The sequence below is a fragment of the Amycolatopsis sp. MEPSY49 genome, from assembly GCF_051337345.1.
Lineage (GTDB): Bacteria > Actinomycetota > Actinomycetes > Mycobacteriales > Pseudonocardiaceae > Amycolatopsis.
In genome coordinates, this window is sequence record NZ_JBDLYJ010000002.1 from 555,432 (window position 1) to 578,671 (window position 23,240).

29 protein-coding genes are annotated in these 23,240 nt (G+C 72.9%); 18 read left to right on the plus strand and 11 right to left on the minus strand.

Features of this window, described 5'->3' with window-relative positions; genetic code table 11:
• The first annotated feature begins 12 nt into the window (after positions 1-12).
• Positions 13-819, plus strand: a complete 807-nt coding sequence (locus ABFJ78_RS11670; RefSeq protein ID WP_436386763.1) for an MBL fold metallo-hydrolase — start codon at positions 13-15, stop codon at positions 817-819.
• Here the strand turns inward: ABFJ78_RS11670 and ABFJ78_RS11675 are convergent.
• The 7 genes from ABFJ78_RS11675 to ABFJ78_RS11705 form a co-directional block, all read right to left on the minus strand.
• Entirely contained in the window at positions 796-1,140 is a 345-nt protein-coding gene (locus ABFJ78_RS11675) for an STAS domain-containing protein (RefSeq protein ID WP_436385907.1), read from the minus strand. The genes ABFJ78_RS11670 and ABFJ78_RS11675 overlap by 24 nt on opposite strands.
• Complete coding sequence (locus ABFJ78_RS11680) at positions 1,137-2,207, minus strand: cobalamin B12-binding domain-containing protein (RefSeq protein WP_436385908.1); 1,071 nt, start codon at positions 2,205-2,207, stop codon at positions 1,137-1,139. The genes ABFJ78_RS11675 and ABFJ78_RS11680 overlap by 4 nt, the downstream gene beginning before the upstream one ends.
• Positions 2,204-3,832 (minus strand): PP2C family protein-serine/threonine phosphatase, encoded by a 1,629-nt coding sequence (locus tag ABFJ78_RS11685; RefSeq protein ID WP_436385909.1) that lies wholly within the window; start codon positions 3,830-3,832, stop codon positions 2,204-2,206. The genes ABFJ78_RS11680 and ABFJ78_RS11685 overlap by 4 nt, the downstream gene beginning before the upstream one ends.
• Positions 3,825-4,220 (minus strand): ATP-binding protein, encoded by a 396-nt coding sequence (locus tag ABFJ78_RS11690; protein ID WP_436385910.1) that lies wholly within the window; start codon positions 4,218-4,220, stop codon positions 3,825-3,827. The genes ABFJ78_RS11685 and ABFJ78_RS11690 overlap by 8 nt, the downstream gene beginning before the upstream one ends.
• A gap of 92 nt (positions 4,221-4,312) precedes the next feature.
• The gene (locus ABFJ78_RS11695) at positions 4,313-4,699 is read right to left on the minus strand and encodes an STAS domain-containing protein (protein ID WP_436385911.1); all 387 of its coding nucleotides are present in this window, start codon (positions 4,697-4,699) and stop codon (positions 4,313-4,315) included.
• Between the two features lie 101 nt (positions 4,700-4,800).
• Complete coding sequence (locus ABFJ78_RS11700) at positions 4,801-5,970, minus strand: VanZ family protein (RefSeq protein ID WP_436385912.1); 1,170 nt, start codon at positions 5,968-5,970, stop codon at positions 4,801-4,803.
• Between the two features lie 318 nt (positions 5,971-6,288).
• Positions 6,289-6,483 carry an antitoxin gene (locus ABFJ78_RS11705; protein WP_372665412.1) on the minus strand — a complete coding sequence of 65 codons (195 nt, stop codon included), beginning with the start codon at positions 6,481-6,483 and terminating at the stop codon, positions 6,289-6,291.
• A gap of 203 nt (positions 6,484-6,686) precedes the next feature.
• On the opposite strand from ABFJ78_RS11705, the gene ABFJ78_RS11710 reads away from it, so the two are divergent.
• The 8 genes from ABFJ78_RS11710 (at position 6,687) to ABFJ78_RS11745 (ending at position 13,829) form a co-directional block, all read left to right on the plus strand.
• Positions 6,687-7,610, plus strand: coding sequence for an NmrA family NAD(P)-binding protein (locus ABFJ78_RS11710; protein WP_436385913.1), 924 nt, complete (start codon positions 6,687-6,689; stop codon positions 7,608-7,610).
• Complete coding sequence (locus tag ABFJ78_RS11715; protein WP_436385915.1) at positions 7,607-8,008, plus strand: PPOX class F420-dependent oxidoreductase; 402 nt, start codon at positions 7,607-7,609, stop codon at positions 8,006-8,008. Before ABFJ78_RS11710 ends, ABFJ78_RS11715 begins: the two co-directional genes overlap by 4 nt.
• Positions 8,009-8,101: 93 nt before the next feature.
• A complete protein-coding gene (locus tag ABFJ78_RS11720; RefSeq protein ID WP_436385916.1) occupies positions 8,102-9,775 on the plus strand; it encodes a sulfatase-like hydrolase/transferase in 1,674 nt (557 codons plus the stop codon).
• A gap of 110 nt (positions 9,776-9,885) precedes the next feature.
• The gene (locus ABFJ78_RS11725; protein WP_436385917.1) at positions 9,886-10,923 is read left to right on the plus strand and encodes a GGDEF domain-containing protein; all 1,038 of its coding nucleotides are present in this window, start codon (positions 9,886-9,888) and stop codon (positions 10,921-10,923) included.
• The gene (locus ABFJ78_RS11730; RefSeq protein ID WP_436385918.1) at positions 10,872-11,081 is read left to right on the plus strand and encodes a diguanylate cyclase; all 210 of its coding nucleotides are present in this window, start codon (positions 10,872-10,874) and stop codon (positions 11,079-11,081) included. Before ABFJ78_RS11725 ends, ABFJ78_RS11730 begins: the two co-directional genes overlap by 52 nt.
• A gap of 166 nt (positions 11,082-11,247) precedes the next feature.
• A complete protein-coding gene (locus ABFJ78_RS11735; RefSeq protein ID WP_436385919.1) occupies positions 11,248-11,577 on the plus strand; it encodes a hypothetical protein in 330 nt (109 codons plus the stop codon).
• 483 nt (positions 11,578-12,060) lie between these two features.
• Positions 12,061-13,182, plus strand: a complete 1,122-nt coding sequence (locus ABFJ78_RS11740) for a S1 family peptidase (protein ID WP_436385920.1) — start codon at positions 12,061-12,063, stop codon at positions 13,180-13,182.
• A 104-nt stretch (positions 13,183-13,286) separates the two neighbouring features.
• Positions 13,287-13,829: a dihydrofolate reductase family protein gene (locus tag ABFJ78_RS11745; protein ID WP_436385922.1), complete on the plus strand. Its 543-nt coding sequence runs from the start codon at positions 13,287-13,289 to the stop codon at positions 13,827-13,829.
• On the opposite strand, the gene ABFJ78_RS11750 is transcribed toward ABFJ78_RS11745, so the two are convergent.
• The 3 genes from ABFJ78_RS11750 to ABFJ78_RS11760 form a co-directional block, all read right to left on the minus strand.
• Complete coding sequence (locus tag ABFJ78_RS11750; protein ID WP_436385924.1) at positions 13,826-14,416, minus strand: TetR/AcrR family transcriptional regulator; 591 nt, start codon at positions 14,414-14,416, stop codon at positions 13,826-13,828. The genes ABFJ78_RS11745 and ABFJ78_RS11750 overlap by 4 nt on opposite strands.
• Before the next feature lie 4 nt (positions 14,417-14,420).
• Positions 14,421-15,287, minus strand: a complete 867-nt coding sequence (locus tag ABFJ78_RS11755) for an alpha/beta fold hydrolase (RefSeq protein WP_436386765.1) — start codon at positions 15,285-15,287, stop codon at positions 14,421-14,423.
• Between the two features lie 269 nt (positions 15,288-15,556).
• Positions 15,557-15,994: a YybH family protein gene (locus ABFJ78_RS11760; RefSeq protein ID WP_436385925.1), complete on the minus strand. Its 438-nt coding sequence runs from the start codon at positions 15,992-15,994 to the stop codon at positions 15,557-15,559.
• Positions 15,995-16,044: 50 nt separating this feature from the next.
• Between ABFJ78_RS11760 and ABFJ78_RS11765 the strand changes: the two genes are divergently transcribed.
• The gene (locus ABFJ78_RS11765; RefSeq protein ID WP_436385926.1) at positions 16,045-16,683 is read left to right on the plus strand and encodes a TetR/AcrR family transcriptional regulator; all 639 of its coding nucleotides are present in this window, start codon (positions 16,045-16,047) and stop codon (positions 16,681-16,683) included.
• 40 nt (positions 16,684-16,723) lie between these two features.
• The gene (locus ABFJ78_RS11770) at positions 16,724-17,230 is read left to right on the plus strand and encodes a VOC family protein (protein WP_436385927.1); all 507 of its coding nucleotides are present in this window, start codon (positions 16,724-16,726) and stop codon (positions 17,228-17,230) included.
• Here the strand turns inward: ABFJ78_RS11770 and ABFJ78_RS11775 are convergent.
• Positions 17,227-17,655, minus strand: coding sequence for a DoxX family protein (locus tag ABFJ78_RS11775; protein WP_436385929.1), 429 nt, complete (start codon positions 17,653-17,655; stop codon positions 17,227-17,229). The genes ABFJ78_RS11770 and ABFJ78_RS11775 overlap by 4 nt on opposite strands.
• Positions 17,656-18,061: 406 nt before the next feature.
• Here ABFJ78_RS11775 and ABFJ78_RS11780 point away from each other — a divergent pair, with 406 nt between their 5' ends.
• The 7 genes from ABFJ78_RS11780 (at position 18,062) to ABFJ78_RS11810 (ending at position 23,237) form a co-directional block, all read left to right on the plus strand.
• Positions 18,062-18,751: a TetR/AcrR family transcriptional regulator gene (locus tag ABFJ78_RS11780; RefSeq protein ID WP_436385930.1), complete on the plus strand. Its 690-nt coding sequence runs from the start codon at positions 18,062-18,064 to the stop codon at positions 18,749-18,751.
• Entirely contained in the window at positions 18,748-19,857 is a 1,110-nt protein-coding gene (locus tag ABFJ78_RS11785) for an FAD-dependent oxidoreductase (RefSeq protein WP_436385931.1), read from the plus strand. Before ABFJ78_RS11780 ends, ABFJ78_RS11785 begins: the two co-directional genes overlap by 4 nt.
• On the plus strand, positions 19,854-20,552 hold the full coding sequence (locus tag ABFJ78_RS11790) for an alpha/beta fold hydrolase (RefSeq protein ID WP_436385932.1): 699 nt from the start codon (positions 19,854-19,856) through the stop codon (positions 20,550-20,552). Before ABFJ78_RS11785 ends, ABFJ78_RS11790 begins: the two co-directional genes overlap by 4 nt.
• A 24-nt stretch (positions 20,553-20,576) precedes the next feature.
• Positions 20,577-21,827: a PucR family transcriptional regulator gene (locus ABFJ78_RS11795; RefSeq protein WP_436385933.1), complete on the plus strand. Its 1,251-nt coding sequence runs from the start codon at positions 20,577-20,579 to the stop codon at positions 21,825-21,827.
• A gap of 103 nt (positions 21,828-21,930) precedes the next feature.
• Positions 21,931-22,164, plus strand: coding sequence for a hypothetical protein (locus ABFJ78_RS11800; protein ID WP_436386768.1), 234 nt, complete (start codon positions 21,931-21,933; stop codon positions 22,162-22,164).
• 30 nt (positions 22,165-22,194) lie between these two features.
• Positions 22,195-22,827: an NAD(P)H-dependent oxidoreductase gene (locus ABFJ78_RS11805; RefSeq protein WP_436385934.1), complete on the plus strand. Its 633-nt coding sequence runs from the start codon at positions 22,195-22,197 to the stop codon at positions 22,825-22,827.
• A gap of 92 nt (positions 22,828-22,919) precedes the next feature.
• Entirely contained in the window at positions 22,920-23,237 is a 318-nt protein-coding gene (locus tag ABFJ78_RS11810; protein WP_436385935.1) for a hypothetical protein, read from the plus strand.
• The last annotated feature ends 3 nt before the right edge of the window (positions 23,238-23,240 follow it).

Below are 23,240 nucleotides of genomic sequence, written 5' to 3' on the forward strand. Positions count from 1 at the left end.
ACGATGACCGGCATGCAGATCCACCACCTCAACTGCGGATCCGTGCGGCAGATCGAAGCCCCCGGCCTGCCGCCCGCGGCCGCGGTCAACCACTGCCTGCTCGCCGAAACCGACCACGACGGTCTGGTGCTCGTCGAAACCGGCCTCGGCCTCGACGACGTCCGCGACCCCGCTGCCACGCTGGGTGGCGACTGGGTCGCGATGGCCCAGCCGCTGCTGTCCGAAGCCGAAACCGCCGTCCGCCAGATCGCCCGGCTCGGCTTCGCACCCGAAGACGTGCGGCACGTCGTCGTCACGCACCTCGACGTCGACCACTGCGGCGGCCTGCCCGACTTCCCCGGAGCGCGGGTCCACGTGCTGGCGGCCGAGCGGGACGCGGCGCTGGCCGAGGCGCCCAGCTTCCGCTACCGGCCCGCGCACTGGGCGCACGGGCCGAAGTGGGAGACCTACGAGCGGCCGTCCGGAGACGACTGGTTCGGCTTCGCGTCGATACCGCTGCGGGGGATCGACGCCGGCATCCGGCTCGTCCCGCTCGGCGGGCACACCGCGGGCCACGCGGGGGTCGCGGTCCACGACGGCACCCGCTGGCTCCTGCACTGCGGCGACGCGTACTACTTCCACCGGGAGCTCGAGGCGGCCCCGATGCCGCACCCGGTGCTCGACGTCGTCCAGACCCGCTCGGAAATCCACCACGACCTGCGCCTGGGCACGCAGGCGAGGCTGCGTGAACTGGTCCGAGGGCACGGCGACGAGGTGACGGTCTTCAGCGCCCACGACCCGTGGGAACTGGACCGCCTACGAGTCGCGGCGAGCGCGTGAGCCGACGGCTTCGCCGGTGAGGTACGCCGTCGTCCCGGTGACGGCCAGCAACCGGTCGAGCGAGCGCGGCCGGTTGTCCAGGTGCAGCCGGGCGCCCGCGCCGGTGACCGCGCGGTGGACCAGCAGCAGGGTCGACAGCCCGGAGGAGTCGCAGAAGGCGAGCCCGGCGCAGTCGAGCCGCACGTCCCGGACCCCGTCGTCGTCGGCCAGCCGGTCGGTGACCAGCTGCAGCAGCGTCGCCGCCGTGCCGAACTCCAGGGCGCCGGTGATCGTGACGCGGGCCGTTTCGCCGTCCGGGGCCCACGTGCAGGTCAACGTCATGCCGAGAGCCCCGATCCGGCGGCCGGGCCCGCCACGTGCGTGCGTGCCGCGCCGAGCAGGCCGGTGGCCCGCGGGAAGTCGCGCAGCTCCGCCTCGAGCAGCTCGAGGGCCGGAACCAGCGAGGCGGCCGGGACGCCGCGCGCGGTGAGGATGCCGGCGGTCCAGCTCAGGAACCCGGTGAAGAGCGCCGCGTCGCCGACGTAGAGCGCGGTCGCCAGGAACTCGACGATGTGCGCGAGGTCCTCGGCGGTGTGCTGGCGCTGTATGTCGGTGTAGGTCCGCATCGCCGGGATGCGCTCCTCCAGCCCGGCCAGCACCGCCTTCACCAGCCGGCCCGCGCTGCGCGTGACCAGCGTGTACTCCTGGTCGGCCAGGTGCGGCAGGTCGTCGAGTGGCTGGTGCCCGGCCGGCGGGCGGGGGAGCGGCTCGGCCAGCCGATCGGCCGCGGAACGCGCGTCCGGCGCCCACGCCTCGGCGCCGAGCAGGCGGGCGTACCGGCCGTCGGGGCCGAACGCGGCGCCGCCGGCGATGACCGGCGTCGCGGCCGCCTGGCACGCGGTGATCGTGGCGTGCGCGGTCGGCAGCCGGGTCGCGATCGACCCGGACAGCGCGACCGCGTCCGGCCCGGTGCGGTGCAGGTGGGCGACCAGGTGCGGGGCGGGCACCTGCGCGCCGAGGTAGTCGACCCGGAAGCCGCGCAGCCGCAGCACTTCGGCGAGCAGCCGGGCGGGCATCGCGTGCCACTCGCCGTCGACGCAGGCGACGGTGATCCGGCCGAGGTGCGGTTCCGGCCGCTTCAGCACGTACCCGAAGGTCGCGATGACGCGGTCGTTGATCGCGGTCGCGGCGTGCTCCTGCGCCACGGTGAGGCGGTTGGCCGCCCACTCCTGCCCGACCTTGCGCTGGACCGCGCCGATCACGTCGAGCAGCAGGCTCTCCGGGTCCGCGCCGGCACCGAGCGCCTGGACCACGACGTCGCCGGCGGCGTACTCGTCGCCCGTCGTGACGGCGTCCCAGAGCCGTTCGGCGTGCTCGGCCACCCCGGGCGTGCGGGTGGGGGTGCTCATGCCGTGTACCTCCCGCGACCGTGGCCGCCGACCGCGGCCAGGTGCCGGCCGCGCGGCGCGGTGATCGCCAGGACGGCCATGTCGTCGTGGGCGCCGCGGCCGATCCACTGCGACGCGAGCATCTGGATCCGCTCGACGACGGCGTCGGCGGGCATGTTCGCGCACTCGGTGAGGGACTGGCGGAGCCGGTCCTCGCCGAACATCGCGTCCCCGAGCGGGCCGCCGCGCGCCTCGACGATCCCGTCGGTGTAGAGCAGGCACGTCTCGCCGGGGTCGAGCGTGACGTCCGTGCCGGACGACTCGATCTCGGGCAGCACGCCGATCAGGCTCCCGTGGGTGTCGGCCTCCTCGACCCGGCCGTCGGCCCGGACGATCAGGGGCGGCGGGTGGCCCGCGCTCGTGACGCGCAGCCGGACGGTGGCGCCCTCGCGGCGGGCCGAGGCCAGCACGAGCGTGACGAACCGGGCGTTCCGGCCGTCGGCGAGCGTGCGGTTCAGCAGGTTCAGCAGCCGCTCGTGGTCGTCGGCCACCGGCAGCAGGGCGCGCAGCGTGGTGCGGATCTTGCCGGTCAGCACGGCGGCGTCGAGGCCCTTGCCGCAGACGTCGCCGAGCACGGCCAGCGACTCGTCGCCTTCGGTGGTGATCGCCGAGTGCACGTCGTAGAAGTCGCCGCCGATGCGCTCGCCGTCGCGGGCCGGGCGGTAGCGGCCGGCGAACTCGACGCCGCCGAGCTGCTCGAGCGTCGGCGGGAGCAGCTCGCGCATCAGCGTGTCGGTGATCGACGCCTGCAGCGCGAACACGCGCGCCGCCGACATCGCCGCGCCGGCCCGCGCCGCGAACAGCCGGGCGAAGAGCTCTTCCTGGTCGGTGAACGACGCCCGGTCGCCGCGGCGGAGCAGCACCAGGGCGCCGGCGGGGACGCCGTGGCCGGGCAGCGGCGTGACGACGATCGACCCGACCGGGCCGAAGTCCGCGGGCAGCACCCAGCCGGGTGCGGCGTCCGGGTCGAGCCAGCGCGAGGGTACCGGGGGAAAGCCCTGCAGCGCCTCGCCGAGGCCGGGCAGCTCGTCGGGGTCGATGTGCAGCCGGGACCGCGTCGGTTCCCCGTCGCGCACGCAGGTGACGGCCGGGTAGCTCCCGCTCGTGGTGGGCGCCAGGACCAGGGCGGCGTCGGCGAGGTGCTGCGCGGCGAGCCGGGCGGCGACCTCCATGCAGCGTTCCAGGTTGAGTGAGCCCAGCAGCGCGGCGGAAGCGTCGCTGAGGAACGCGGTCCGCTCTTGTTCGCGGGCCAGGGCGTCCTGGGCCACCCGGGCGTCGGTCTCGTCGACCAGCCACCACGTGACGGATTCGCCGTGCGGGATCGGGTGCGCCGCGAAGGACTGCGGGCCGACGGCACCGTGGACGACCTCGTCGCCGCGGCGGTGGTGCGCGGCCGCCAGCCAGCCCGGTACGGTCTCGGCGAGCCGGCAGCCGGGCTCGGCACCCGGGAAGAGCGTGCGGGCGGCTTCGTTGAGGGCGAGGACGACCCCGGCGGTGTCGGCGCACACGGCCGCCACGGGCGCGGCCGTCCAGCCCCGGTCGCCGGCGTCCGGGACGGTCGGCGTGCGGCGGACCGGGTCAGCCACGCGCACTCGCGGGGTCGTCGGTGGTCAGTTCGGCCCACAGGGTCTTGCCGCTGGGCCGGCGCAGCTGGCCCCAGGCCGCCGCGCAGCGCTCCACCAGCAGCAGCCCGCGGCCGCCCTGGTCGGAGGGTGTCCGGCGGCGCGCGGGCTCGCTCCCGCCGTCGTCGACCTCGATCCGCAGCTTCGCGGCGCCGGGCAGCAGGCGCACGTGGTGGGGCGCGCGGCCGTGGCGCAGCGCGTTGGACGTCAGCTCGTCGACCACCATGACCGCGGTGCCGACCACGTTCGCCGGGAACTCCCGCAGGACGGTGCGGACCCAGTGCCGGACTCTCGCCAGCTCGGTGAGCTCGGCGGTGATGCCGAGCTCGTGCCGGATCGTTCTCAGGTTCACGTCCGCCTCCCTGTCCGTGCCGGGCTCCGGGGAGAAGCCCTCCCCTTCCTGATGCCCGGATCCGGGCTCGTCGACACGGATATCGGAGGAGGTCATGCTTCTTCGCCCCAGGAAGCGCGGACCGCGGCGACGCTCGGGTGCACCGGCATGACGTCGCCGAGGCCGAGCAGTTCGATCGGCCGGAGCACGGCGGGGACGGTCGTCACGACGGCCAGCCGGCCGCCCGCCTCACGCAACCTGCTGCCCAGCCGCAGCAGGACCTGCAGGCAGCTGGAGTCGCAGTACTCGACTTCGGCCATGTCCAGCACGACGCGGCCGGCGCCCGGCTCGTCCGGGAGCGCTTCGGCGAGCTTCGCCGAAACCGCGAAGTCGAACTCCCCGCGAAGGGTGAAGAGCCACAGGTCCCCGCCTTCGCCGGCGTCGACCGACCAGCCGTCACCGGCGTACCGCTGCCGCGGCCGCGTTGCGTCGGTCGTCATGCGGGCTCCAGGATGGGGGATCGGGAACGCGGGCTGGCGGCTCAACCTGCTCCCGGCGAAATCTACCAGCGCCGCCGGGCCCGGGCAGCCCGGTGCCCCCGTCACCGTCCTTTAAGGACCTCTTCCCGGCGGGCCGGTTCGGGCGTCGCTCCGGGCTCCGGTGCGGCCGGCACGATGGCCACGTTCACCGTCCGCGTCAGCCGTTCGTAGGGCGCCCGGTGCTCGCCGTCGAGGAGCACGGCCAGCGGCGTCCAGACCCCCACGACGAACACCGACGCGGCCAGCGCGACCGGCAGGAGCAGCAGTCCGGGGTGGTCGCCGAGGTCCCAGCGGTCGACGTCCAGCACCAGCCACGCCAGCCAGAGCGGCGAGAGCAGGACGCCGTTGCGGACCAGCAGTGCGATCGGCCCGGCCCGGCGCCGTCCCCGGCGCACCACGCGCAGCAGCATCGCCCGCTTCCCGGGCGTCGACCCGGTCACGGCGGGCAGCACCACGAACCACACGAGGGCGAGGATGACGACCGGCGTGTCGCGGTGGTTCAGGTCCTCGCCGAACAGCGTGAGCAGGCCGAACAGGAAGCCGAGCAGCGCGGCGAACCCGAGCAGGTCGGTGGCGAGCGCGAAGAGCCGGCGGGTGAAGGTGACCTTCGCGGCGTAGCGGCGCCGGTCGTGTTCCGGCTCCGGCGAGGGCAGCAGCCGGCCGAGCGGGCCGGCGACGAGCCAGCCCACCACGACACCGGCGGTGTTGAGGATCAGGTCGTCGACGCTGAAGAGCCGGTAGGGGCACGGGTAGACGAACCACAGGCCGGTCAGCTGCGTCAGCTCGAAGAACAGCGAGACGCCGAAGCCGATCAGCGCGGCGGGCACGAGCCGCATCCGCTGCGCGTAGCGGACGTAGAACCCCAGCGGCGCGAGCATCACGACGTTGAGCGCGGTGGTCCAGACCGCCGGGTTGTGCAGCAGCGCGCCGGGACTCCAGTGCCCGCGGGCGCGCTGCGACACGACTTCGACGAAGTAGAAAGGCCGCAACTGCGGAGAACTCGCGTAGGTGTGCCCCGCGCAGTACGCCGGGTCGGCGGGCAGCGGCAGCACCGTCTGCGTCGCGATCGCCAGCAGGTAGAAGAGGAACGCGTAGAAGACGAACGTCGGCCAGCCGCCCGCGCGGCCGCGCCGGCGGTAGCTGACGAACGCGGCGGGCAGCATGACGGCCAGCACGAGGAACGGGAAGAGGATGAGGGCCGTCCGGACGGGGACGAGGTAGGTGGCGACCACGGAGCCGGTGGTACCCAGCCGGGCGGGGAGCGAAGCGTGCTTTCCCCCGGACGGCTGGCGCGCACCGGATCGGCGTCAGCGCGCCCGGGGCCGGACACCGTGGCCGGCGCCGCGGGGAGGCCGGGTCCCGGCCCTCGGCGCCGGCTCCGCTCGATCGTCTTGAATGAGTCATTAGGATCACTCAAGACCTGAATGACTCATTCAAGACGACTGGCCGGCCGGTCACCGGCGGCGGAGCCGCGCGACTTTGCCGGAGCCCCCCGACGGCTGGGCCGGCCCGCCGCCGCGCCGGAAGCGGCACGGCGGCGACGGCCGGGCTCACTGCGGGGGCGCGTCCTGCTGCCCGCCGCCCTGGTTGTGCAGGTAGTCCTTCACCTTCTCCGAGCCCTGGTCGATCTTGTCGGAGTGCTCGCCGAACCGCTGCTTGGCGGCGTCGGCGGCCTTGTCCACACCCTGGTCGGCCTGGTCCGGGTGCTTGCCGAGCGCTTCCTTGGCCTTGTCGAACAGGTTCATCGGTGCCTCCGTTCGGAATCCGATCTTCGGACACCCCGAGGAGAACACCGGCGCAACGGGCCCGCAACCGAATGGCCGCATCCACTCACCTGTCGTGGGTATTACCGCCCCTTTCCCGGGTGAAAGGCCGCCGCCCGGGTTTGGAACCGGCGAGTTCGGGTACTGGCCGATTCCTTTGCCGCGCGGGCCGGGTCGGTACGGGTATGAGCACTTCTCCGAACGAAAAACGCGTGGTCGCCGTCGCCGGCGCCACCGGGCGGCAGGGCGGCGGGCTGGTCCGCTCGATCGCCGCGGACCCGGACGGCGGCTTCACCGTCCGGGCCCTCACGCGCGACGCGGGTTCGCCGCGCGCGAAGGAACTGGCCGGGCTGGGCGCGGAAGTGGTGGTCGCCGACCTCGACGACCTCGCGGCCGTCGAGGCGGCTTTCACCGGCGCGTACGGCGCCTTCTGCGTCACCGCCGCCCAGGAACACCCACCGGAACGGGAAACCGCCCACGCCGCCACGATGGCCGCGGCGGCCCGCCGGGCCGGCGTCGCGCACGTGGTGTGGTCGACGTTCGAAGACACCCGGAGCTTCGTCCGGCCCGGCGACGAGCGGCTGCCGCCGCTGCCCGGGGGCTACCTGGTCCCGCACTACGACGCCAAGGGCGCCGCCGACGCGGAGTTCGACGCCGCGTCGACCACGTTCCTGCGCACGGCGTTCTACTGGGAGAACCTCCTCGACGGCGGCGGCCCGGCCCGCGGCGACGACGGCGTCCGCACGCTGGCGCTGCCGCTGGGGTCCGCGCGGCTGCCCGGCATCGCCGTCGCGGACATCGGCCGCTGCGCCCACGCGATCCTCCGGCAGCCCGAACTGGCGGGGAAAACGGTGAGCATCACCGGCGAAAACCTCACCGGCGCCGAACTCGCGGCCGGGTTCGCCGAATTCCTCGGCGAACCCGTGCGGTTCCAGGACGTCCCCGTGACCGCGTTTCCCGCCGGACTGGCCAACATGTTCCGGTTCACCCAGGACTTCGAAACCGCGTACGCGGGCGCCCGTGATCCCGCCGAAGTCCGCGCGCTGCACCCCGGCCTGCTGACCTTCCGGCAGTGGCTGGCCGAAAACCTCGAAAGGACGTCCCGATGAGCGTGCCCCTGACCGAAGCCGCCCGCGAAGTGCTCGACGGTCCGCACACGGCGGTGCTCGCCACCTCGAACGCCGACGGACGGCCGCAGTCGTCGGTGATCTTCGTCAAGCGCGACGGCGGCACCGTCGTCTTCAGCACCATCAAGGGGCGCCTGAAGACCCGGAACATGGAACGCGACCCGCGGGTCAGCCTGCTGGTCTCGAGCAACCCCGGCCGATGGGTCGAGATCCGGGGCACCGTCGAGATCACCGCCGACCCGGAAAAGGTGCTGCTGCACGAAATGTACGACCGGTACATGGGCGGGAAGACGCCACCGCCGGAACCGGACGCGCAGCGGCTGATCGTCCGGATCGTCCCGGAAAAGCTGTACGTCTGGCCGCCGGCGGAGGCCGCTTGAACCGCCCGGGGCCGGAACCCGTATACCGGGTGAGGATCGCCGGCCCCGCCGCACGGGCCGGGCGGTCACCGCCGCGAACGACGTGAGGCCCGCATGCTTGGAAAGTCCGTCTCGGCCGCCGCGCCGCTGCCCGACTTCGGGTTGCCCCGGACCGGGCGGCGGCACGCCGTCGCGGGCGTGGTCGTGACCGCGCTCGCCGCGCTGCTGGTGCTGTTCGCGCTCCTCGCTCCCGACGACCTCACCGCCTTCTCCGCCGACGCGCTGGTGCGGGTGCCGGTCGAGGGGATCGTCATCGCCGCGTTCGTGCTGGTCCTGCCGCCGCGGCCGCGGCGGGTCGTAGCGGTGCTGGCGGGGCTGGCGCTCGGACTGCTCGTCGTGCTGAAGGCGCTGGACACGGGCTTCTACGCGACGCTGGAGAAGCCGTTCGACCCGGTCTACGACTGGAGCTTCTTCAGCGCCGGGGTCGAGTTCCTCGCCGGGCAGATCGGCGAGGCCGGCGCGATGGCCGCGCTCGCCGGCGCGGGCGTGCTCGCGGTCGCCGTCGTGGTGTTCATGGTGCTGGCGATGCTGCGGCTGAGCCGGATCGCCGCGGGGCACCGGACCGGTGCGACGCGCGTGGTGGCCGTGCTCGGCGTGGTCTGGATCGTCAGCTCGGTGTTCGGGGTCGAGCTCGCGCCGGGCAAGCCCCTCGCCGCGCAGAGCGCCGTCGCGCTGGCCTACGACGACCTGCGCCAGGTCGCCGGCGACCTGCGTGAGCAGCGGCCGTTCGGCGAAGTCGCCGCCGAGGACGCGTTCCGCGGCACCCCCGGTGACCAGCTGCTGAACGGGCTGCGCGGCAAGAACGTCGTGCTCACCTTCGTGGAGAGCTACGGCCGGGTGGCGCTCGACGACCCCGCCATCGCCCCGAAGATCGGCGCGACGCTCGACGCGGGGACGGCCGAGCTGCGCGCGGCGGGCATCGGCGCCAAGAGCGCGTTCCTGTCCTCCTCGACGTTCGGCGGCGGGAGCTGGCTGGCCCACTCGACCGTGCAGTCGGGCATGTGGATCGACAACCAGCAGCGCTACAACGACCTCCTGGCCAGCGACCGGCTGACCCTGGGCGGCGCGTTCCAGCGGGCCGGCTGGAAGACCGTGTGGGACGTCCCGGCGCACACCAAGGACTGGCCGGAGGGCCAGAAGTTCTACCACCCGGACGCCTACTACGACGCCCACCACGTCGGCTACCAGGGCCCCGGCTACGCCTACGCGACCATGCCCGACCAGTTCACGCTCTCGATGCTGCAGCGCACCGAGCTCGCGAAGTCCGCGCGGAAGCCGGTGATGGCCGAGGTCGACCTCGTCTCCAGCCACGCGCCGTGGTCGCCGCGGCCCTGGCTGGTGGACTGGAACCAGGTCGGCGACGGCTCGGTCTTCGCGCCGCAGCCGGGCGCGGGCGAGGCACCGGAGTCGGTCTGGAAGGACCCGGCGAAGATCCGCGACGCCTACCGCGACGCCACCGACTACTCGCTCAAGACTCTGATCTCGTTCATGCAGCACTACGGCGACGAGAACACGGTCCTGGTGTTCCTCGGCGACCACCAGCCGCCGGTCGTCACCCCGCAGGGCGCGGTGCACGACGTGCCGATCACGATCGTCGCCAAGGACCCGAAGGTGCTGGACCGGATCGCCGGCTGGGGCTGGACGGACGGCCTGCACCCGGCCGCGCGGGCGCCGGTCTGGAAGATGGACTCCTTCCGCGACCGCTTCCTGACCGCGTTCGCCCACTGAGCGTCCACTGAGGACACTCCGTCCGGTGGCTTCCGGGAACGCGCCCGGTGCGCCTATCCTGGAACCGCCGGGCGGGGGAGCCCGGCCGATCCACGGACACGGGAGGGTAAGTGGATCAGCAGGGGGAGTCCCGTTTCGCGTACCGCGGCGTGCCGCCCGGAGTCGTGCCGTACTACGTCGCGGTCGAGGTCGGCGCGGTCGCGTTGCTGGTCCTGGCCGTGCCCTCGACGAAACCGGCCCCGCGGGAGTGGCTCTTCTTCGCCGTCCTGCTCGCTTCGGCGGTCGTGCAGACCGAGCTGTCGGCGAAGACCGAGCGGATGCGCCGGTTCCTGTCGCGGAACCCGCACGTCAGCGTCGCCTCGGTGTGGTACTTCGCCGGGGCGCTCGTGCTGCCGCCGGTCCTGGCCGCCGTCCTCGCGGTGCTGGTCTACGGGCACCTCTGGGGGCGTACGGCCGGCGGGGTGCCGGGCAGCAGGCTGTACCGGGCGACGTGCTCGGCCGCGACGCTCGTGGTCACCGTCTTCGCGGCCGGCGCCGTCGCCGACGTGGCCGGGCCGATCGCGGCCGGCCTGACGCTGGCCCTGGTCAACACGTTGCTCGTGATGGTCGGGTTCAAGCTCCACGAGCCGGGCCGCCCGTTCCTGTCCCTCGCGGGCTCGGTGTCGGAGAACCTGCTCGACGCGGCGACGCTGTGCCTCGGCGTCGTGGCGGCCGCGCTGCTGCCGGTCCGGCCGTGGCTGGTGCCGCTGCTGGTGCTGCCGGTCGTGCTGCTGCACCGCGGCGAGCTCGGGCGGCGGCTGGAGCTGCGGGCCCGAGACCCCAAGACCGGGCTGCTGACCAGCGGGGAGTGGCGGGCGCGGGCCGAGGCCGAGCTGAGCCGGGCGGCGCGAACCGGGGGCGACTGCGGGATCCTGATGCTCGACCTCGACCACTTCAAGCGCGTCAACGACACCTACGGGCACCTGGCGGGCGACGACGTCCTGCGGGCGGTCGCCGGCGCCGTCCGGGCCGAGGTGCGGGTCTACGACTCGGTCGGCCGGTTCGGCGGGGAGAGGAGTTCGTCGTGCTGCTGCCGGGGATCGGGCGGGTCCACTCGGTGGCGGTCGCGGAGCGGATCCGCGACGCGGTGGCGGCGCTGGCCGTCGTGACCGCGGACGGGACACGGATCGCCGGGATCTCGGTGTCGATCGGGGTGGCGGTGCACCCGGCCGCGGGCCGCGGCGTGGACGAGGTGCTCGGCGCCGCGGACAAGGCCGTTTACGCGGCGAAGAACGCGGGCCGCGATCGGGTTTGCGTCAGCCGCTGAGGAATTGCGGCCCCCGTCCGCCATCCGACCAGGGTCGCGGGCTAGCCCGGATGGAGCAGCGTGGTGACGTTCCGCTGCACCCGCATTCACTGGCCCGATGAATTGCCGGTAATTCTTCCGCGCTTCTACGCTTCATAACGTCGGGTCTCTGCGCTGAGGAGTTTTCATGCGAAGGAAATTGGCGGTTCTCGGGGTCGCTCTGTTTTCGCTGTTCGGCTTGTCGGTCGTGCCCGCGGCCGCCGCCGGCGGCGACTTCGCGCCACCCGGCTGTTTCGGCGAGCGCTACGGAACCCTGTTCGGCCAGGGAGTTTCGGTCAGCTGCTACCCCGGCGAGGGGTACGGGTACCGCGTCATCGCGCACTGCGCCAACGGCAGCGCGTTCTGGTTCGTGGCCGGCGATTTCGTGCCGTACGGATTCGGTCCGGCGGTCGCGGAATGCTCGGGTGCGCTGCTGGTCCCGGCGCGGGTGGTGACCTACCAGGTCGACGAAATCTGATTTCCGCGACAACCGTCCGGCCACCCATTCCGGGGTGGCCGGACGGTGTCGGTTTTCCCGCGTCAGGAGGTGCGCCGGCCGCATCCCGGTCCCCAGGCGCGGAATCCTGTAGGAAATACGATCCCGCCGGGCGCGGCGCGGGCTGTCAACGCCCGGTCTCTTGCGATTCGTTCCCCGGAGCCGCCCAGGGGGACAGTCATGCACCTCTGCTGCCCCGCAGACTCTGTTTCCCGCCACCGCCCGCACCCGCGTGCTGTACTTGGTCCAGACCTTCGTCGGCGCGGACGGGTGACACCGGATCGCGCTTCTTTCGCGCGCCGGAAACCCTTGTCGTGCAACGTATTAATGCCGGAAGTCCGCAATGGACAGTCGTTCGCCTCCGCGAATTCCGGACAGAAGACCGGACATTTCTGGACCACCTCCGCCGCCGCCCGCACACTCGGCGCACGGTGTGTTTCTTTCCCCCTGCCCGAAGGAGACCTCATGCGTCGAAGAATCGCCCTCACCCTCGGCGGCGTCGCCGTCCTGACCGCGTCCCTCGCTTCGTCCTCCCTCAGCCCGGCCGTCGCGTCGCCCGGCCTGATCGCCGCCATGCAGCGGGACTTCGGCCTGACCGCCGCCCAGGCCGAAACCCGGCTGGGCCAGGAAGTGACCGCCGCGCGGGTCATGCCGGCCGCCCAGCGGGCCGCCGGGGCCGCGTTCGGCGGTGCGTGGTTCGACCCCGCGCTCGGCAAGCTCGTCGTCGGCGTGACCGACCCCGCCGCGGCGCAAGCCGTCCGGCAGGCCGGTGCCGAAGTCGCGCCGGCGAAGGTCAGCGCGGCCAAGCTCGACGCCGCGAAGGCCGCGATCGACGCCTCCGCCAAGGCGAACCCCGCGCCGGCGGCCGTCAGCGGCTGGCGCACCGACCCGCGCGCCGGCAGCGTCGTGGTCACCCTGCGGCCGGGCGCGCACGGCGCCGACGTCGATGCCTTCCTCGCGAAAGCCCGCGAAGCCGGCCCGGTCACCGTCGCGACCGCGCCGGCCGCCGAGCCGTTCTCGGCCGGGACAGTCGGCGGCGACCCGTACTACATCAACGGCAACACCCGCTGCTCGATCGGTTTCTCCGTGCAGGGCGGCTTCGTCAGCGCCGGCCACTGCGGCGGCGTCGGCAGCTCGGTGGTCGGCTGGGACGGCTCGGCCATGGGCAGCTTCGCCGGCTCGTCCTTCCCGGGCAACGACTACTCGTTCATCCGCATCGGCAACGGCTGGTGGACCGCACCGGTCGTGCTCGGCTGGGGCACGGTGAGCGACGCGCTCGTCCGCGGCTCGTGGGTCGCGCCGGTCGGCACGTCGGTGTGCCGCTCGGGCTCGACGACGCACTGGCACTGCGGTGTCGTCGAAGGGCTCAACGAGACCGTCAACTACTCCCAGGGTGCCGTCTACCAGATGACCCGCACCAACGTCTGCGCCGAACCCGGTGACTCGGGCGGTTCGTTCATCACGGGCGACCAGGCCCAGGGCGTCACCTCCGGCGGCTGGGGCAACTGCGGCTCCGGCGGCGAGACGTGGTTCCAGCCGGTGAACGAGATCCTGCAGACCTACGGCCTGTCCCTCGTCACGGCGTAGGAAATATTCCTTCCGGCGGCGGCCGATGAATCCGGCGGCCGCCGCCGGTAGGTACCGGTGAGGCCGCGCCACCAGGGCGCGGCGAAAGACCACCGGGAGCAGTCATGAGCGTGATCGTCGCCGAGTTCCTCACCCTGGACGGCGTCGCCGAGGACCCGGACGGCTCCGGGGGCACCGCCACCGGCAGCTGGGCCTTCCGGCACGGCCCGGAAGCCGTGGCCGGGGACAAGTTCCGCCTCGGCACCCTCCTCGACACCGGCGTCCTGCTGCTCGGCCGGACGACGTGGGAGCTGTTCGCGAAGCTGTGGCCGGGTCGCTCGGGCGAGTTCCCCGACCGTCTCAACGCCGCGGGGAAGCTGGTCGCCTCGCGGACCCTCCAGGACGTGTCCGCGTGGCAGAACTCCGTGCTGCTGCAGGGAAATCTCGCCGACGCCGTCGAGCGCGAGGAGCGGGACGTCGTCGTCATCGGCTCGGTCGGGATCGCGCAGGCCCTCGCCCGGCACGGCCTCGTCGACGAGTACCGCGTGCTCGTCTTCCCGACCGCCGTCGGCGCGGGCCGGCGGCTGTTCGATTCCCCCGCGGACCTCGACCTCGTGTCCACGACTCAGGTCGGAGCCGCGATCCTCAGCACCTACCGGACGCGCTAGGTCCGCAGGAGGCTCGCGAGCCAGCCGCCGAGGACCTGCTGGACCTCGGCGCGGGTCCGCGCCGGGTCGTCCGCCGCGGCGATCATCCGGGCCGCCTCCATCACCGCGCTGAGCACCAGCTGGGCCAGGGCCCGGACGGGCATTTCGACGATCAGCCCGTCCGCCCTGGCCTGCTCCAGCACGGCGACGATCAGGCCGAGGCCGTACTCCGCCTCGATCTCGCGCCAGACGTCCCAGCCGAGCACGGCGGGTGCGTCGGTGAGCGAAATGCGGCGGACCTCCTCACGCAGGCACGCGTCGAGGAAGACGCCGAGGCCCTGCAGCATGCCGGTCAGCGGGTCGGCGCCGCCGGCGAACGCGGCCTGGACCTCTTCGGTCAGTTCGCGTTCCAGCTCTTCGACGACGGCGCGGAACAGGCCCGGCTTGTCGGCGTAGTGGTGGTACAGCGCGCCGCGGGTGACGCCGGCGGCGCGGGTGATCTCGTCCGCCGGGACGGCCTGGTAGCCGCGGGCGGCGAACAGTTCGCGCGCGGCGGCGACCAGTGCGGCCTTCGTGCCGGCGGAACGGTCCTGCTGGGTACGTCGCACCCGCCTAATCTGCCATGACGCTCGCGAACTCGACGATGTGCCCGGCGAGCGCGGCGGGCTGGTCCTCGGACAGGAACGTGTAGGCGTCGGCGATCTCGACGAGCTTCGCGTCCGGCAGCAGCGCCGCGAGCCGGTGGGCCAGCCGGATCGGGAACAGCTTGTCTTCGGTGGCCCACGCGAGCAGCACCGGCCGGTCGAAGGTCCGCAGCGCCTCGGCGGCGGCGAGGGTGTGGCGCGGGTGCACGTCCCGCAGCAGCTTGCGCAGGTCGCGGCGCACCCCGGCCGACTTCCGCAGCTGCCCGAGATAGGCCTGCGCGACGTCGTCGGGCAGCGGCCGCTTGGTCACCCAGCCGAAGAGGATCGGCAGCGGGTAGAGCGCCTTGATCCGCAGCAACTGGCCGAGCACCGCCATCGAGCCGGGGACCCGGGCGATCGGCGGCAGGGCCTTGAAGATGGGCGGGAAGAAGTATTCGAAGCAGTCGGACGGCGTGAGCACGACCCGCCCGACGCGCTCCGGGCGGCGGCTGAGCATGATCTGCGTCAACGCGCCGCCGGTGTCGTTCGCGACGAGTGTGACGTCCCGCAGGTCGAGCGCGTCGAGGAAGTCGGCGATGAGGTCGGCGCAGCCGGTGGGGGAGAGGTCGGCGTCGGCGCGCATCGGCAGGTCGTGCGAGCCGAGCGGCAGATCCGGGGCCAGGCACCGGAACCCGGCCGCGGCGACGTCCGGGACGACCTTCCGCCACAGTTCGGCGTTCGTCAGCACGCCGTGGACGAACACCACCGGGGCACCTTCGCCCCGCTCGAAGTACCGCACCTCGCCGGCCGGCAGCCGGATCCGGCGCTCCTGACCCAAGGAATCGCTGCGTGTCATCATGCGGGCAGAATACATACATGGTGTATGTATGTAAATGAGCCCAGGCCGGTCGTCCGGTGGATTCGCGGATCGGATCGGGGGAGAGGGCGACGGCCGCGGTGATGCCCCGGGACTTGGCTTCGGGGAAAGGTCGGATCCGGGGGCATCACCGCCCGCGGGACAGCTGACACGGTGTCCTGCGGTGGACTCACCCTACGAACCGCGGGCCGCCCTGACCAGGGCCTCGATGCGGTGTCGAAGGTTTGTCGCCCGGTCGGTCACCGGGCCTACCGAGAGTGGAGCGGCGCGTCCGGCGCGGGCTCGTCCGGGGGCCGGTCGCCGTGGCGGTGGACGATCTTCCAGTCGCCCTCTTCCCGGCGGTACACGTGCGTCACGCGCAGGGTGTACGTCGCCGGTCTGCCGTTGAGCGTGACGGTGTTGTGCTCGTAGCCGATCGTGTAGGCGAGATCTCCGCTCGCGCCGGCCGCGACGACTTCGAAGCGGTACTCGCGGGAGTCCGAGAACTGCGCGGCGACGCGGCGGAAGGCGTCGCTCACGTCGGCCCAGCCGGTGCGGATCGGCAGCCAGGCGCCGAAAAGGCTCACCGGGTCGGCCTTCGACCACAGTGCGGTGCGGGGCCCGGCGTCGCCGTTGTGCATGGCCCGTTCGGCGGCCGTCTGCCGCGGCAGCATCTCGGCCAGGAACTCCTCGGTCGGTGATGGCATGATGACTCCAATGCAGTAGTACTTTTTTCAATACAGTGAGGATGTATCGGATGAGTGAGCCGGTCAAGAGGCGGTACGACTCGAGCCGGCGACAGGAGCAGGCGCGGGAGAACCGGCGGCGCATCCTGGCCGCCGCGCACGACCTGTTCGTCACGAAGGGTTACGGCCGGACGACCATCGCCGACGTCGCCGCCGAGGCGGGAGTCGCGCCGGAGACCGTCTACTCGGCGTTCAAGAACAAGCCGGCGCTGCTGCACCGCACCTGGGACGTGACCGTCGGCGGAGACGACGAGGACGTGCCGATGCTCGACCGGCCGGAGCTGCGGGCCCTGTTCGCCGAGCCCGACCTGCGCACCCGGCTCACCGCGTTCGCGGTCTTCAACACCGCCGCCATGCGCCGCACCGCGCGGCTGCACCTCGCGGTGCGCGGCGCGGCGGCGAGCGACCCCGCGGCGGCGGCGATGCTCGCCGAGATCGACCGGCAGCGGCTGGAGAGCATGGGCGGGCACGCGCGCGAAGCCGCGGCCACCGGGCAGCTGGCGGTCGCCGAAGAGGAGTGTCGCGACGTGCTGTTCGCCACGACGGACGGGACGCTGTGGCACCAGCTCGTCGAGCGGCTCGGGTGGTCCGACGAGCGGTACGCGGCCTGGCTCGGCCGGCTCTGGGTGGCGTCGTTCGTGCTACGTTAGAGTTGAAACTTCAACCGATTTCCGTGCGCGGGGGCCGTCGATGTCGATCTTCCGTTTGAACCACGCGGTGCTGTACGTCCGGAACGTCGCCGAAAGCGTCGCGTTCTACCGGGACGTGCTGGGCTTCGACTACATCGAGGGAGGCGACGTCCACCGCGGCGCGGCCTTCCTGCGGGCGCCCGGCTCGACCAACGACCACGACCTCGGCCTGTTCGAACTGGGGTCGCACGCGGCGGACTCGGGCGCGGGGGAGACATCGGTCGGGCTGTACCACCTGGCGTGGGAGGTCGACACGCTCGGCGACCTCGAGCGGCTCGCCGGCCGGCTCCGGGAGGCGGGCGCCCTGGTCGGCTCGTCCGACCACGGCACCACGAAGTCGTTGTACGCCAAGGATCCCAACGGGCTCGAGTTCGAGGTCGTCTGGATCATCCCGCGCGACCTGCTTACCGAAGCGGACCGGGCGAAGAGCGGGCCGCTCGACCTCGCGGGTGAACTGGCGAAGTACGGTCCCGACGCGCGCAGCGGCGTCGGGATCTCGCGCCTCTAGGCCGTGACGCGGGCCCGCGCCGGCTCCGGCGGGGTCCGGTGCAGGGCCGGCAGGTTGCCCAGGGCGAAGCGGCCCGGGCCGACGAACGCGACGGCCAGCAGGCCCCAGCAGAACAGGGTCGCCGCCTCGCCGCCGTTCTGGATCGGGAGCAGGCCGGCCGGCAGGTGCACGGTGAAGTACGCGAAGGCCATCGAGCCGGAGCCGAGCACCGCGGCCGCGCGGGTGCCGAGCCCGACGCAGATCAGCGCGCCGCAGACGAGCTGGATGACGGCGGCCCACCAGCCGGGCCACGCCCCGACGGCGGCGGGCGCCTTCGCGCCGAGCACGCCGAAGAGCGTCTTCACGCCGTGGCAGGCGAACAGGAAGCCGATCACGATCCGGTAGAGCCCGATGACGTGGTCGCGGGCCGGGTCCAAGCGGTGCACGGGCGCCTCCGGGCGGCATCGAGCCGGCCGGTGGTGCGGCCGGCCGGTGCGGATTCGGTGAAATCAGATATACCGCTCGTGAGAAGTTGACACACCCCCCGAAAGTTGCTTAACCGGTTTTCCGAAGAAAATGCGGAACCGGGGTTGACGCAGTGGTCTGGACCTCTTTGTCGCCTTGTGGTAGAACGGGAAACCGCCGGATGGGTGATCTTCGACAAGTGGTCCAGACCAGATCGTCGACTGGTCCGTGTTTCGCGGTTGTTTCCGATTCTTTTCGATTAACGGTGCGGCAGGCTTCACTGATCGGCGCGGCCACTTCGCGCGTCCGCCGGCTCTGTGACGCAGGTCGCCCGAACATGTTCGGCCCGAACATGCTCGTAACGAACATGTTCGCTACAGTGGAAGTATGGCTCCGGAAAGCACGTACAACCGCCGGGAACGACCGGCGAAGCCGGCGTTGACCCGCGAAGGGATCGTGGCGACGGCCGTCGCGGTGATGCGCGCCGAAGGCGTCGAGCGCGTCACCATGCGCCGGCTCGCCAAGGAGCTCGACACCGGTGCCGCTTCGCTCTACGTCTACGTCAAGGACACCGAAGAACTGCACGCCGCGGTGCTCGACGAACTGCTCGCCGAGGTCCGCCTGGACGGCGCGGGGGACTGGCGCGAACGCCTGTGGGCGGTGCTGGACTCCTACCGGTCGGTCCTGTTCGCGCACCCGAGCCTGGCCCGCGTCGCGCTGGTGACCCGGCTGAGCGGGCCGCGCTACCTGAGCCTCGTCGAGGCGGTGCTCGCCCTGCTCGACGAGGGCGGCATGGCACCGGGGCAGGCCGCCTGGGCGGTCGACGTGCTGCTGCTGACCGCCACGGCGACCGCCGTCGAGCACGGCACCCGCCGGGAGAAGCCGGGGGCCGCGCGCGAGCACGAGGTCATGGTCGAGTCCGTGGCCACCGCTTCGCCGGACACCCACCCGCACATCGCCGCGCTGGCCGCCGACCTGGTGTCCGGCCCCGGCCCCACCCGCGCCCGGTGGGCGTTCGACGCGCTGCTCAACGGCGCGCTCGCCACCCCGCGCCCCGAACCCGGGGAGCTCCGATGACCCGGATCGCGATCGTCGGCGGTGGCCTGGGCGGCCTCACGCTGGCCCGCGTGCTGCACACCCGCGGGATCGCGTCGGCCGTCTACGAGCTCGACGCGTCACCGACCGCCCGCGACCAGGGCGGCACGCTCGACCTGCACGAAGAATCCGGGCAGCGCGCGCTCGCCGAAGCCGGCCTGACCCGGCAGTTCCGGGCCATCGCGCGGGAAGAGGGCGAGGCGCTGCGCATTCTCGACCGCCACGGCGTCGTCCGGTTCGAAGAGACCGCCGACGCCGCCGGCGGCACCCGGCCCGAGGTCGATCGCGGCGCGCTCAAGCGGATCCTGGTCGAGTCACTGCCCGACGGCGTGGTCCGGTGGGGAACCAAGGTGACCGCGGTGGAAGCCGGCCGGCTCACCCTGGCCACCGGCGAGGTCGTCGAAGCCGATCTGGTCGTCGGCGCGGACGGCGCCTGGTCCAAGGTCCGGCCGTTGCTGTCGGCCGCGGTGCCGGTCTACTCCGGACTGTCGTTCGTGGAAGCCCACCTGTCCGAAGTGGACACCCGGCACCCGGACGCGGCCGCGCTCGTCGGCCCGGGCTCGATGTTCGCGCTGGCCGAAGGGCTGGGCCTGATCGCCCAGCGCAACGGCGGCGGCCGGATCCGCGTGTACGCCGCGGTCAAGAACGACGACCCGGCGGCGGTCACGGAGCTGGCCGATCGCGAACGTCTTCTCGACGTCTTCGCGGAGTTCGACTCCGGGCTGCGAACCCTCGTCGAAGACAGCGACGACCCGTTGATCCCGCGCCCGATCCACGCCCTGCCGGCCGGCCACCGCTGGGAGCGCGTGCCGGGGGTGACGCTGCTCGGCGACGCCGCGCACGTGATGTCGCCGTTCGCGGGCGAAGGCGCGAACCTCGCCATGCTCGACGCCACCGAGCTGGCCCTCGCGCTCGCCGCGCACGCCGACGTCGAAAGCGCTCTCTCGGCGTACGAGAGCGCGCTGTTCCCGCGGTCGGAAGAAGCCGCCCGGGACTCCGCCGAGAACCTCGAAGCCTGCTTCCGGCCGGACGCGCCCGCCGCGATGGTCGACCAGATGCTCGCCCACTCCGGAAAGGACACCCGATGACCCGGACCCTGCGTCCCCACCCGGGACTGGACATCCCCCTCGTCGACACCGGCAGCGGCGACCGCACGGTGCTGGTCCTGCACGGCGGCGCCGGCCCGCGAGGGGTCGAACCGATCGTCGGGCACTTCGCGCCGCACGCCCGGGTGCTGGCGCCGACGCACCCGGGCTGGGCGGGCACGCCCCGCCCGGACTGGTTCTCCGGCGTCGACGACCTCGCCGTGACCTACCTCGACCTGCTGGACGACGAGGACGCCCACGACGTCCTCGTGGTCGCCAGCTCGTTCGGCGGCTGGGTCGCGTCCGAAATGGCCGTTCGCGACCGCGGCCGGCGGATCGGCGAGCTGGTCGTGCTCGACGGCATCGGCCCGGACGTCGAGGGCCACGCCATCAGCCTGCCGCAGCCGCCGCCCGGCGCGCCCGGGCCGGACCCCGCCGACCTGGCGGCGCTGCGGGCCTACGCCGGGCCGCGGATCGCCGACCCGAAGCTGCTGCGCCGGCTCGCCCGGGTGCGGATCCCGGCACTGCTGATCTGGGGCGAGGACGACGTCGTGGTGCCGCCGGAGTTCGGCCAGGCCTACGCGGCCGCGTTCGCCGACGCGCGGTTCGAGGTCGTCGCGGGCGCGGGGCACGTGCCGCACGTTCAGGCCCCGGCCGAAACGTTCGCCTTGATCGACGAGTTCACCGGACGGGCTTGATCGTTCACCCCGTAGAGTAGCTCCATGGTGGACGAAGAAGCCGTCTCGGACCGCATCCGGCAGATCGCCGCCACCCTCGCGGACCGGGCGGCCGAGCTGGCCGGGGAGCTGGTCCAGCTCTACGCGACCGACCTGCCGCAGCTGGTGAACGACGACGAGCGCATGGTGAGCCTGCTGTCGGCGAGCGTCTACCAGAACATCGAGACCGCGCTGCAGATCCTCCAGCACGGCATCGACCCCGCGAACGTCGAGCCGCCGGCCGCGGCCGTGGAGTACGCGCGCCGGCTGGCGCAGCGCGGCACCCCGGTGTTCGACCTGATCCGCGCGTACGACCTCGGGCAGGCCGCGATGCTCGACTTCGGGTTCCAGGAGTGCATCCGGCACGTCGACGACGCGGCCCTGCTCGGGGCGATGATGCGGCGGCTGCTGAAGGTCGCCTACGAGTTCATCACGCGGGTGGTGCGCCAGCTGGTGAGCGTCTACCAGGACGAACGCGACAAGTGGCTGCTCAACCGGAGTGCCGCGCGGGCGGCCAAGGTGGTGGACCTGCTGGGCGAGAACGGCGGCCCGGCCGACGTCGACGCCGCCGAGGCGGTCATCGGCTACCGGCTGCGCGGCACGCACGTCGGGATGATCGTCTGGCACGCGTCCGAAGCCCACGACGTGCTCTCGCACCTGGAGTCGGTCACGGCGGCGGTGCTCGAGCGAGCCGGCGGGGAGGGGCGGCCGCTGTTCGTGCCCCGCGACGAAGCCGGCGCGTGGGCGTGGCTGCCGGTCGCGTCGGTCCGCCGCGAGCACCTCGACGCGGCGCTCGCGGAGGCCGACCCGGGCGTGCGCGTGACGGTCGGCGATCCCGGCACCGGCGTCGCCGGCTTCCGCGACACCCACCAGCAGGCCCGCCGGGTGCACGCGCTGGCGCTGGCCGCCGGCGAGCACTGCGACCGCGTCCTGACCTTCCGGGAGGTCGGCACGGTGGCGCTGATGACGACCGACCTCAACGCGGCCCGGCTGTGGGTCGCGAGCACGCTCGGGCCGCTGAGCGCCGACGACGAGAACTGCGGCCGGCTGCGCGACACCCTGCGCGTGTTCCTCGCGGCCGGCGGGAGCTACACGACGGCCGCGGGCGAGCTGACGATGCACAAGAACTCGGTGCAGTACCGCGTCCGCAAGGCGCAGGAGCTGCTGCCGCGCGAGCTCGCCGACAGCCGCCTGGACGTCGAGCTCGCCCTGAACCTGAGCCACCGCCTGGGTGCGGCGGTCCTGTCACCGGCCTGACTTTGGTATCCCGGACCACCGGTCGCGAAGATCGTTGGTGCGCGGGCACGAAGCCGGGATGACCCGTTCGGCCTACCTTTCGGCTATGGGTGAAAACGGTGGGATGCTCGCGCTGGTGCGGCTACGCCGAGGCGTCGTCGGCGAGAGCAGACGCGTCTGCCACCTGATCCCCGTCCCGGCCGCGGGCGCGGTGCCCGACCGGTTGACCGCGTTGTGCGGCGAAGCGATCTTCCCCGGCGACGCCGAAGTGCTCGACGGGCTGCGCGGGATGCCGTGCCACCGCTGCCTGATGGAGAGCGCGCCTTCGCGACCGGGCCTGCTGGCGAACGCCGGCTGAGCCGCCGGGTCCGCGTGGCAAGCTGACGCGGTGATCGACGACGAGTCCCGGCCGGTGGTGGTCCTGCTGGCCCACCCCCGCCCGGGGAGCTTCAACCACGCGCTCGCCGAGCGGGTCCGCGACACGCTGACCCGCGCCGGGCGGCCGGTGCGCTTCCACGACCTGTACGCCGAGGGCTTCGACCCGGTGCTCACGGCCGAAGAGGCCTACACGAGCGGGACCCGCGCGGAGGAGTTCCTCGCCGCCGAACCGGACCCGCTGGTGCGCCGGCACCGCGAGGAGCTGCGGGACGCCGGCGGCCTCGTCGCGATCCACCCGAACTGGTGGGGCAAGCCGCCCGCCATCCTGAGCGGCTGGCTCGACCGGATCCTCGTCCCGGGTGTGGCGTACCGCCTCGACGACGCCGGCGGCGCGCCGGAGTCGCTGCTCTCGCTGCGCGGGCTGCTCGTGGTGAACACCTCCGACACTACGGAGGAGCGCGAGCGGACGCTCTTCGGCGACCCCTTGGACGCGATCTGGAAGCGCTGTCTCGCGCCCTACCTCGGCGAGCCCGAGGTTCGCCGGCTCGTCCTGCGGGTGGTCGCCGACGCGGACGAGCGGCAGCGGGCCAAGTGGCTCGACGACGTCGAAACCGAGGTCCGGCGGCTGTTCGGTGGTCACTGACCGGTTCCGGCCACTTCCGGTGAAGACCTTGAGCGGGCTTCGCGGCGCGTGCGACGCTCGGCTCGACCCGCACCGGACTCCGAGGGGGAACCGTGAGCATGCTCGAGCGGATGGCCGAAGAACGCCGTCGCCGTCAGGGAACCACGCCGGAAGCGCCGGCCGGGCAGCAGTGGGGCACCTGCGTCAGCGTCCGGGAAGCCGGTGATCGCCGCCGCAAGATCGCCCGGGTGCTGCTCGCGAGCGGCCTGGTCGTCACCGCCTACCTGCCCCTGAACGCCGTCGCGCCGGCGGTCGACGCGCCGGTGCTGGTGCAGACCCGGGCGATCGGCGACGAAGGCAGCGGCCGGGGCGACATCGTCTCCGCGATCGGGGACTCGAAGCCCCCGACCGTCGCCATCGTCGCGTACTGATCG

Coding starts and splice junctions, on each gene's coding strand:
- ABFJ78_RS11670 (WP_436386763.1), top strand. CDS start 13: ATGCAGATCCACCACCTCAACTGCGGATCCGTGCGGCAGATCGAAGCC.
- ABFJ78_RS11675 (WP_436385907.1), bottom strand. CDS start 1,140: ATGACGTTGACCTGCACGTGGGCCCCGGACGGCGAAACGGCCCGCGTC.
- ABFJ78_RS11680 (WP_436385908.1), bottom strand. CDS start 2,207: ATGAGCACCCCCACCCGCACGCCCGGGGTGGCCGAGCACGCCGAACGG.
- ABFJ78_RS11695 (WP_436385911.1), bottom strand. CDS start 4,699: ATGACGACCGACGCAACGCGGCCGCGGCAGCGGTACGCCGGTGACGGC.
- ABFJ78_RS11705 (WP_372665412.1), bottom strand. CDS start 6,483: ATGAACCTGTTCGACAAGGCCAAGGAAGCGCTCGGCAAGCACCCGGAC.
- ABFJ78_RS11710 (WP_436385913.1), top strand. CDS start 6,687: ATGAGCACTTCTCCGAACGAAAAACGCGTGGTCGCCGTCGCCGGCGCC.
- ABFJ78_RS11715 (WP_436385915.1), top strand. CDS start 7,607: ATGAGCGTGCCCCTGACCGAAGCCGCCCGCGAAGTGCTCGACGGTCCG.
- ABFJ78_RS11720 (WP_436385916.1), top strand. CDS start 8,102: ATGCTTGGAAAGTCCGTCTCGGCCGCCGCGCCGCTGCCCGACTTCGGG.
- ABFJ78_RS11735 (WP_436385919.1), top strand. CDS start 11,248: ATGCGAAGGAAATTGGCGGTTCTCGGGGTCGCTCTGTTTTCGCTGTTC.
- ABFJ78_RS11740 (WP_436385920.1), top strand. CDS start 12,061: ATGCGTCGAAGAATCGCCCTCACCCTCGGCGGCGTCGCCGTCCTGACC.
- ABFJ78_RS11745 (WP_436385922.1), top strand. CDS start 13,287: ATGAGCGTGATCGTCGCCGAGTTCCTCACCCTGGACGGCGTCGCCGAG.
- ABFJ78_RS11755 (WP_436386765.1), bottom strand. CDS start 15,287: ATGACACGCAGCGATTCCTTGGGTCAGGAGCGCCGGATCCGGCTGCCG.
- ABFJ78_RS11760 (WP_436385925.1), bottom strand. CDS start 15,994: ATGCCATCACCGACCGAGGAGTTCCTGGCCGAGATGCTGCCGCGGCAG.
- ABFJ78_RS11765 (WP_436385926.1), top strand. CDS start 16,045: ATGAGTGAGCCGGTCAAGAGGCGGTACGACTCGAGCCGGCGACAGGAG.
- ABFJ78_RS11770 (WP_436385927.1), top strand. CDS start 16,724: ATGTCGATCTTCCGTTTGAACCACGCGGTGCTGTACGTCCGGAACGTC.
- ABFJ78_RS11780 (WP_436385930.1), top strand. CDS start 18,062: ATGGCTCCGGAAAGCACGTACAACCGCCGGGAACGACCGGCGAAGCCG.
- ABFJ78_RS11785 (WP_436385931.1), top strand. CDS start 18,748: ATGACCCGGATCGCGATCGTCGGCGGTGGCCTGGGCGGCCTCACGCTG.
- ABFJ78_RS11790 (WP_436385932.1), top strand. CDS start 19,854: ATGACCCGGACCCTGCGTCCCCACCCGGGACTGGACATCCCCCTCGTC.
- ABFJ78_RS11795 (WP_436385933.1), top strand. CDS start 20,577: ATGGTGGACGAAGAAGCCGTCTCGGACCGCATCCGGCAGATCGCCGCC.
- ABFJ78_RS11800 (WP_436386768.1), top strand. CDS start 21,931: ATGCTCGCGCTGGTGCGGCTACGCCGAGGCGTCGTCGGCGAGAGCAGA.